Origin of the sequence: Bradyrhizobium sp. YR681 (genome assembly GCF_000282615.1) — a bacterium.
Taxonomy (GTDB): domain Bacteria; phylum Pseudomonadota; class Alphaproteobacteria; order Rhizobiales; family Xanthobacteraceae; genus Bradyrhizobium.
On sequence record NZ_AKIY01000010.1, the window covers coordinates 1 to 9,366 of the forward strand.

General features: G+C 65.6%; 6 protein-coding genes. 2 read left to right on the top strand and 4 right to left on the bottom strand.

Annotated features, from left to right (window positions below; genetic code table 11):
- The coding region (locus PMI42_RS01195; protein WP_008129792.1) for a DUF2865 domain-containing protein at window positions 1–531 on the top strand (531 nt) is incomplete at its 5' end.
- 67 nt (window positions 532–598) lie between these two features.
- On the opposite strand, the gene PMI42_RS01200 is transcribed toward PMI42_RS01195, so the two are convergent.
- Both PMI42_RS01200 and PMI42_RS01205 read right to left on the bottom strand, forming a co-directional pair.
- Window positions 599–2,692 carry a methyl-accepting chemotaxis protein gene (locus PMI42_RS01200; RefSeq protein ID WP_008129794.1) on the bottom strand — a complete coding sequence of 698 codons (2,094 nt, stop codon included), beginning with the start codon at window positions 2,690–2,692 and terminating at the stop codon, window positions 599–601.
- Window positions 2,693–2,978: 286 nt separating this feature from the next.
- Window positions 2,979–5,072: a methyl-accepting chemotaxis protein gene (locus PMI42_RS01205; protein WP_008129796.1), complete on the bottom strand. Its 2,094-nt coding sequence runs from the start codon at window positions 5,070–5,072 to the stop codon at window positions 2,979–2,981.
- A 272-nt stretch (window positions 5,073–5,344) separates the two neighbouring features.
- Here PMI42_RS01205 and PMI42_RS39875 point away from each other — a divergent pair, with 272 nt between their 5' ends.
- Window positions 5,345–5,500, top strand: a complete 156-nt coding sequence (locus PMI42_RS39875; protein WP_007599832.1) for a Thivi_2564 family membrane protein — start codon at window positions 5,345–5,347, stop codon at window positions 5,498–5,500.
- Window positions 5,501–5,647: 147 nt separating this feature from the next.
- On the opposite strand, the gene PMI42_RS01210 is transcribed toward PMI42_RS39875, so the two are convergent.
- Window positions 5,648–7,813, bottom strand: a complete 2,166-nt coding sequence (locus PMI42_RS01210; protein WP_008129806.1) for a malate synthase G — start codon at window positions 7,811–7,813, stop codon at window positions 5,648–5,650.
- Between the two features lie 374 nt (window positions 7,814–8,187).
- On the bottom strand, window positions 8,188–9,366 hold a 1,179-nt coding region (cysC, locus tag PMI42_RS01215; protein WP_008129809.1), incomplete at its 5' end, for an adenylyl-sulfate kinase.

Here is a 9,366-nt window from a genome sequence, read left to right on the forward strand (position 1 = left end):
GGTTTTGGCAGGCGACCGCCGCCGCAAATCCAGATGCCGTTCGCGAATGAGGACATGTCGCGCTATGACGCGCCGCGCCAGCGCGCCGCCTATGGCGGCGGCACGGCCTATTGCGTGCGTGGCTGCGATGGCCGCTACTTCCCGGCGCAGGGAAGTGACGCCGAAAGCAAGGCACAATCCTGCAAGAGCTTCTGCCCGACGTCGGAGACCTCGCTGGTCTATGGCAGCAATATCGACGACGCCACGACGGAGAGCGGTAAATCTTACGCCGACCTGCCGAACGCGTTCCGCTACCGCAAGGAGATTGTTTCGGGCTGCAGCTGCAACGGCAAGGATCCGGTCGGCCTGTCCCAGATCAAGGCCGAGGCCGATCCCACCTTGCGCAGAGGCGATATCGTCGCCGGTGCCGACGGCCTCGTCGTCGCCAGCCGCAACGCCAATGACCGCCGCGGCGTCGCGATGAACTTCTCCCCGCTGCCGGATTCGGTGCGCGCGAGGTTCCGCCAGGTGCCAGTGGTGGCGAAGGAGTAGGGGCGGGGCCCTTCTGACACCGCCCCGCCTTCGCGGGACGACGCCGAGGGTATCGTGGCGGTGTGCCCTATGCCGCGCGGATCTTGCCCAGGAAATCGCTGACCTGCTGGCCGAGCTGGCGGCTCTGCGTCTCCAGCGTTTCCGAGGCCTGCTTGACGTTCTCGGCGGCACCGGCGGCGGTATCGGCGTCGGCCTTCACGCCGGTGATGTTGTCCGAGACGTTCTTGGTGCCCAGCGCCGCATATTGCGTGCTGCGGGTGATTTCCTGCGTCGCCGCGCCTTGCTCCTGCACGGCAGCCGCGATGGCGGTGGCGACCTCATTGACCTCGCCGATGATGCCGCCGATGGCCTGGATCGCGTTGATGGCGTCGCCTGCGACTTTCTGGATGTCGGCGATCTGGCCGGAGATTTCTTCGGTTGCCTTCGCGGTCTGGCTGGCCAGCGACTTCACCTCCGAGGCGACCACCGCAAAGCCGCGCCCGGCCTCGCCGGCGCGCGCGGCCTCGATCGTGGCGTTGAGCGCCAGCAGGTTGGTCTGTGCCGCGATGGTGTTGATCAGGCCGACCACCTCGCCGATACGGCCTGCGGATTGCGCCAGCCCCTGCACGGTGCCGTCGGTCTCGCGGGCCTGGTTGACGGCGCGGCTGGCGATGCCGGCGGCGTGGGCCGCCTGCTGGCTGATGTCGTTGATCGAGGCCGAGAGCTCCTCGGCGGCCGCCGCGACGCTGTCGACGCTGGTGGAGGCCTCGTTCGAGGCCTTGCCGGCGATCTCGACGCGCTCATTGGTCTGGCGCGACACCGCGGAAAGGTCGCCCGAGGTCTTGCGCATCTCGCCAGACGCCTCGCTCAACTCGCCCAGCGACTTGCGGACTACGCCCTCGAACTCGCCGACATAGGTCTCCATCGCGCGCTGGCGCGCGGCGGCGCCGGCGTTGCGCTCGCGCTCCTGCTCCTCGATCTTGAGCTTGTCGATCGCCTGCTGCTTGAACGTCTCCAGCGCTCCGGCCAGTGAGCCGATCTCGTCGTGACGGTCGAGATAGCCGTTGTTGACGCCGAGATCGCCGCCGGCGACCTTGAGCATGGCGTCGCGGATCCGGTGCAGCGGCGTGATCACGCGGCGGCTGACCGCCATCATCGCGGCGCCGGTCAGGACGATGGCGGTGATGAGCAGCGCCATCTGGAAGATGAGCGATTGTACCGCGGCCGCGCGCTGCGCAGCGGAGTGATCCTTGGCCGCCTGCAGGGCGGCGTCGGCGAGCTTCACCGCGGTCATCATCCGCGGCACCGAATAGGGGCTCCACTGGTTGGCGGTCATCGACGGCTTCTCGCCCTTCGCGACCGTCGCGATGATACCGTCGCGCGTGGCGGCGTATTGCGGGTCGAAATAGACCGATTTGGTTTCCGTCATGGCCGCGGTAAGCGCCGGCGGCAACTGCATGCCCGATGCGGCAAGCTCGATCGCAGTCCAGGCAGCCTCCGTGCCGCCGATATATTTCGTGTAGGCAAGCTGCACGTCCGGAGCGATCTTGCCGCTGTTGAGCGTGTTGCCGACGATCTGCGAGGATTCACCCGCGGTGTTGCGGAGCAGCCAGGCCATCTGCTTGATGGTCAGGAGCTGGTCGATCGTCGCGCTCTGATGGTTGACGCTCGCGGCGAGAGCGCCGGAGAGCCTGTCGAGCAACGCCATCAGCGTGTCCTCGGTCGCGACATACTCCTTGGCGAGGCCTGCGCGGCGCTCGGCCCTGGGCTTGACGACCTCGGTCCAGAACTCAGCCTGCAATGCGAGCAATGTCTTGTTCAGCGCGCCAAGGTCGGCCAGCAGCGTGTCGCGCTGAGCGAAATCGGTGGTGGGCAGGAGCTCGAGCGTGCGGGCGAGGGCGGGCATCAGGGCGTCGCGGACCTCGCGAATGTACTTCTCGATGTCCTTGTCCATGGCGACGTCGGAGGTGAGCTGGCGGTTGCTGGTCGATCGGTCGGCCCGGATGTTGGCCATCCCTTTGAACACTTCGGCCGAGGCCGCCGAGACCGCGACGATCCGGTTGGCCTCCTGAAGCCGGGTCCAGGAGCTCCATGCGCTGAATGAGAATCCGATGACGACGACAAGCGCGGTGGACAGGATCACCGCTTTCAGCAGCGCAGATACGGTCAAACGATTCAGCATCGGACACCCCGGTACGCATTTTCGAAGTTCGTTGCCCCGAAACGGCAGCCCCCTACGAACTTCGAAAACCAAAGGGATGCACGCAATGCGCGCTTGCCCGCGGCAGGCGCCGTCGCATTTGGCCCGAAAAGAGTAAAAACTTAGGCAGTGGCCCTGCCGTATAACTACGGGCCGTTAAGGATGGGCGGCAGCGCGGGCGGCTAACGGCATTTGAGGCGTGCCGCGCCTCCAATGTCGTCCTGGCGAAAGCCAGGATGACGTTGGTGGACCCAGATGGGACGCAGCCTTACGCCGCGCGGATCTTGCCGAGGAAACCGGTGACGTCCTCGCCGAGCTGGCGGCTCTGGCTCTCCAGGATCTCGGAGGCGTGCTTCACATTGTCCGCGGCCGCAGCGGCGGCATCCGCATCCGCTTTCACGCCGGTGATGTTGTCCGAGACGTTCTTGGTGCCCTGCGCCGCGAATTGCGTGCTGCGGGTGATCTCCTGGGTCGCCGCGCCCTGCTCCTGCACGGCGGCGGCGATCGCGGTCGCGACCTCGTTCACCTCGCCGATGATGCCGCCGATGGTCTGGATCGCGTTGATGGCGTCGGTTGCGACCCTCTGAATGTCGGCGATCTGGCCGGAGATTTCCTCGGTGGCCTTTGCGGTCTGGCTTGCCAGCGATTTCACCTCGGAGGCGACCACCGCAAAACCACGCCCGGCTTCGCCGGCACGCGCAGCTTCGATGGTGGCGTTGAGCGCGAGCAGATTGGTCTGCGCCGCGATGGTATTGATCAATCCGACGACCTCGCCGATGCGCCCCGCGGACTGTGCCAGTCCCTGCACGGTGCCGTCGGTCTCGCGGGCCTGGTTGACGGCGCGGCTGGCGATGCCCGCGGCATGGGCGGCCTGCTGGCTGATGTCGTTGATCGAGGCCGAGAGTTCCTCCGCGGCGGCGGCCACGCTGTCGACGCTCATGGAGGCGTCATTGGAGGCCTTGCCCGCAACCTGCACGCGGTCGTTGGTCTGGCGCGACACGGCGGACAGATCGCCCGAGGTCTTGCGCATCTCGCCGGAGGCCTCGGTCAATTCCCCGAGCGTCTTGCGCACCGCGCCTTCGAACTCGCCGACATAGGTCTCGATGGCGCGCTGGCGCGCGGAGGCGCCGACATTGCGATCGCGCTCCTGCTCCTCGATCTTGAGCTTGTCGATGGCCTGCTGCTTGAAGGTTTCCAGCGCGCCGGCAAGCGCGCCGATCTCGTCCTTGCGGTCGAGATAGCCGCTGTCGACGGCAAGGTCGCCGCCGGCGACCTTCAGCATGGCGTCACGGATGGTGTTGAGCGGGTGGATGACGCGGCGGCTGACCAGCATGATCGCACCGACCGCAAGACCGATGGCGAGCGCCAGCAGTGCGAGCTGCACGATGAGTGCGCGCTGAGCCGAGCTGCGCTGGTCCAGCGTATGGCTCCTGGCGGCGTCGAGGGCGGTCTCGGCGACGGCAACCGCGCTGGACAGGCGGCCCACCGTGACCGGCGTCCATTGATTGGCGGTCATCTCGGCCTTTTCGCCGCTGGCGAGCGCATTCACCAGGCGATCGCGGAGCGCCAGATATTGCGGGTCGAAATAGGCGCTCTTGACCGCGCTCATGGCCGACGACAGCGCCGGCGGCAACTGCATTCCGGAGGTCGACAGTTCCAGTGCCTTCCACATCGCGGCCGTTCCGCCGACGAATTGGGTGTAGTTGAGCCGGATCTCCGGCGTGATACGGCCGGCATTGAGCCCGGTCGAAATGATCAGCGACGCCTCGCCTCCGGTGTTGCGCAGCAGCCAAGCGTTCTGCTTGATGGCCAGGAGCTGGTCGATCACCGCGTCCTGGTGGTTGACGGTCGCGGCCAGGACGTTCGAGAGCTTGTCGAGCGTGTCGAGCAGGCCCTGCGTCGTCTCCATGTATTCCTTCGGCAGGCCGGCGCGGCGCTGGTCCTTCGGTTTGGCGACGTCCTCCCAGAACTGCTTCTGCTGCTCGCTTGCCGATTTGAAAAGGCGTGCGAGCTCCGGCACGAGCGTGCCGGACTGCGCAAATTCCATAGTCGGCAGCAGCTCCAGCGCATGCGCCATGGCGGGCATCTCGGCGTCACGGATCGCGCGCAGATATTTCTCGATCTCGGCGTCCATCGGCTCGGTCGAGTTCAGAAGCCGGTTGGTGGTCGAGCGGTCGGTGCGCAGATTGTGCATCGCCTTGAACAGGTCGGCGGAAGCGTCCGCGATCTGCGAGATGCGGTTGGCGGTCTTGAGGCGATCCCAGGACTCGTAGGCGGTGAGCGAGAGTGCGATCACCACGCAGATCGACGTGATCGCAATCACCGCTTTGAGCAGCGCAGACACGGTCAGACGATTGAGCATCGGAAGTCCCCCCAAATTCCCATTTCAAAGTTTGTGAAGGCGCCCGGCAACATCGACAAACGGAGGCGCGGCAGATCAGCAATCGCATGCCGTTTTCGGCTCGCGGCCCAAACGGTTTCCGCATCTGAAAGGAAAAGGGTAAAGTTTTAGGCAGGGACCCGACCGGTAGAAATACGCATTTACCAGAAGTTGTAATGGGTTGCTGGAATGGAACCGGCGCGAGAGACGTGCGTTAGGACACCGTTAGCAATTTGCCTGAAGGGGGTTGTGCAATGCTGGTCGGCGTCCTCGTCACCTTTCTCGTCGTCATTCTCGTACTCTATCTCATCAACATGCTTCCGATGGACGGCCGCGCAAAGCAGATCGCGCGCGTCGTCGTCATCATCATCGGCATCGTGTCGCTGCTGAAATATCTGGCGGTGTTTTAGCGAGATGCCGTAGCCCGGATGGAGCGCAGCGTCATCCGGGGATTGTCCGAAGCCGCGCCGGTACCGGATTGCACTTCGCTCCATCCGGGCTAGTGAAAGCAAAAAAGCCCCGGCGTGCGCCGGGGCTTTTGGTGTTCGAACAACCGGCTAGCCGGCCGCCTTCGCTTCGCGGCGGCGCGCGGTAAGGATGTACTCAGTGTAGCCGTTCGGCTGCTCGCGGCCCTTGAAGATGAGGTCGCAGGCGGCCTTGAAGGCGACGCCGTCGAAGGCGGGCGCCATCGGCTTGTAGATGGCATCGCCAGCGTTCTGCTTGTCGACCACGACGGCCATGCGCTTGAGCGATTCCATCACCTGCGCTTCGGTGATGACGCCCTGGTGCAGCCAGTTGGCGAGATGCTGGCTGGAGATGCGCAAGGTGGCGCGGTCTTCCATCAGGCCGACATCGTGGATGTCGGGCACCTTGGAGCAGCCGACGCCCTGGTCGATCCAGCGCACGACGTAACCGAGAATGCCCTGGCAGTTGTTGTCGATCTCCTGCTTGACGTCGTCAGGGGCCCAGTTCGACTTCGACACCGGAATGGTGAGGATGTCTTCGAGCTTTGCGCGCGGACCGCCCTTGGTCAGCTCCTGCTGGCGCGCGGTCACGTTGACCTGGTGATAGTGCAGCGCGTGCAGCGTCGCTGCGGTCGGCGAGGGCACCCAGGCGGTGGTGGCACCGGCCTGCGGATGGGCGAGCTTCTGCGTCAGCATGTCCGCCATCTTGTCGGGCGCGGCCCACATGCCCTTGCCGATCTGGGCATGGCCGGGAAGACCGTCGATCAGGCCCATGTCGACGTTCCAGTCCTCATAGGCCTTGATCCAGGCCTGCGCCTTCATCTCGTTCTTGCGGATCATCGGACCCGCTTCCATCGAGGTGTGGATCTCGTCGCCGGTGCGGTCGAGGAAGCCGGTGTTGATGAACATGATGCGCTTGGAGGCGCGCTGGATGCAGGCCTTGAGGTTGACGGTGGTGCGCCGCTCCTCGTCCATGATGCCGACCTTGAGCGTGTTTTCGGGCAGGCCCAGCATCTTCTCGACGCGGTCGAAGATCTCGCAGGTGAACGACACCTCGTCGGGGCCGTGCATCTTCGGCTTGACGATATAGGCAGATCCCGTGCGGCTGTTCCTGGTCTTGGAATTGCCTTTCAGGTCATGAATGGCAAGAAGCCCGGAGACGGCGGCATCGAGCAGACCTTCGGGGACTTCCTCGCCGGCCTCGTCCAGCACCGCGTCGGTGAACATGTGGTGGCCGCAATTGCGCATCAGCAGCAGGCTGCGGCCGTGCAGCTTGATCTCACCCTTGCCGTCCGGCGTCTTGTAGCTGCGGTCGGCGTTGAGCGAACGGGTCAGCGTCTTGCCGCCCTTTTCGAAATCGGCCGACAGCGTGCCGTTCATCAGGCCGAGCGTGTTGCGATAGACCAGCACCTTGTCCTCGGCATCGACCGCGGCGACCGAGTCCTCCATATCGAGAATGGTGGAGACGGCGGCCTCCATGACCATGTCGGCCACCCCGGCCGGATCGTCCTTGCCGATCGCGCTGCCGCGATCGATCGTCACCTCGACATGCAGGCCGTTGTTGGCGAGCAGCACGGCGCTCGGTGCGGCCGCATCGCCCTGGAAGCCGGCGAACTGCGCGGCGTTCTTCAGCGCGGTGGCGTTGCCGCTCTTCAGCTTCACCGCGAGCTGGCCCGCGACCACGCTATAGGCGGTGACGTCGGTGTGGCTGCCGGTCGCGAGCGGCACGGCGGCATCAAGGAAGGCCTTGGCCTTGGCGATCACCTTGTCGCCCCGCGCCTTGTTGTAACCCTTGCCGCCCTCGGACGGGTCGTGCGGGATCGCATCGGTGCCGTAGAAGGCATCATAGAGCGAGCCCCAGCGCGCGTTCGCCGCGTTCAGCGCGTAGCGCGCATTGGTGAGGGGCACGACCAGCTGCGGGCCGCAGATCTTGCCGATCTCCTCATCCACATTGGCGGTCTCGACCTTCTGCGTCGCCGGCTCCGGGACGAGATAGCCGATCTCCTTCAGGAAGGCGGTATAGGCATTGAGGTCGAACGCCTTGCCCTTGCTGGCGCGGTGCCAGTCGTCGATCTTGGCCTGAAGCGTGTCGCGCACCGCCAGCAGCGCCCGGTTCTTCGGCCCCAACTCCTTGATGATGCCTGCAACTCCGGCCCAGAACGCGTCCGGCGCGATCCCCGTTTTCGGGGCCGCTTCCTTGGCGATGAAATCGAACAGGACGGGGGCGATCTTCAATCCGTGGGCGTCGACGCGTTTCATGATGGTCTTTCTTGTTGGAAATGGCTGTTTTTGGCTGCTTTTGACCCGACAGCAGCAAAATGCGCTCCAAGGGAGCAGCTTTCGGGGCCTTATTAGCCCCAAAATCGGGGCGGTGAGAAGGCCCCCGGCGTCTGTCAAAATGTCAAGGAAGGTCGGGGTAGCCGGCGAGGGAGGCACCTAGGCGTCAAATGCCAAAGCAATGGGCGCGATCTCTCCCCGGCGTCGTCCCGGCGAAGGCCGGGACCCATAACCACAGGGAGAAATTTGGCGAAGATCAGTAGCCCGGGATTCGCACCTCATCCCCACCGACAGATCACGCGGTGGGTCCCGGGCTTCGCCGGGACGACTCCGATGATGTGGCGCGATAAGGCGCCTCAAATATTCGCGGCGAGGTCCACGACTTCATCGAACAGCACGCCTGATGTCTTCAGCATCTGCTCGATCTCGTCAGCCGCCTCGGCAACCGTTCGCGTCGACGTGTCGATCACGAGCTCGGCGGCCTGCGGTGCCTCATAGTCGTTGCCGATGCCGGTGAAGGAGGCCAGCGCGCCGGCGCGGGCCTTCTTGTAGTGGCCCTTGGGATCGCGCTCCTCGCAGACGCCGGCGGGCGTTGCGACATGGATCTCGCGGAACGCAGTGTCGGCGATGCGGCGCGCGGTGGCGCGGTCCTCGCGGGCGGGCGAGACCGCAGCGACGATCGCGATATGGCCGTTGCGGGCCAGATGCGTTGCGACCTCGGCGAGGCGGCGGATGTTCTCGCTGCGGTCGGCGGCTGAGAAGCCGAGATCGCTGTTGAGGCCTGCACGCAACGTGTCGCCGTCGAGCAGGATCGGCGAGCCGCCGTTGGTGAACAGCCGTCGCTCCAGCGCTTTTGCAAGAGTCGACTTGCCGGAGGCCGGCAGGCCGGTGAGCCAGACCACCGCGCCGTTGTGGCGGTAACGCGCGGAGCGCTCGTCGAGGCGCAAGGCCGATTCCACCGGAACGATGTCGACGGGCACGGCGCGCTGGCCGGCATCGACCGACAGCACCAGGCCGCCGCCGGCGATCCGCCCGGAGACCTCGATCACCAGGCGCCCGGTGCGCGGATTCTCGGTATAGGGATCGGTGGCAATCGGATTCGACAGGGAGATGTCGATCTCGCCGACATGGTTGCGGCCGATCGCCTTGTTCTCGGTGCTGGAGAGCTCGCCGGGATCGACGGCCTTCTCGATGGCGACGACGGTGGCGCGGCTTTCCTTCGGTCCGCAGCGCACCAGCAGCTGGTCGCCCTTGGCGAGCGGCTTGTCGTGCAGCCAGAAAATCCGCGCGCGCAGCCGGCGCGTTTCGCGCGGGGCGGCGCTCGCATGCGCGATGATGTCGCCGCGCTCGATGAACAATTCGCGGTCGAGCGTGATGCCGACCGAGCGGCCCGCGCCCTGCCGGCCCGCGACCGGCGTCACCGGCCAGCTCTCGACCGTCTTGATCTTCGCAATCTTGCCGGCCGGCATGATCACGATCTCGTCGCCGGCGATCAGGCTGCCGGATTCGATCCGGCCCGCCACGATGCGGCGGGG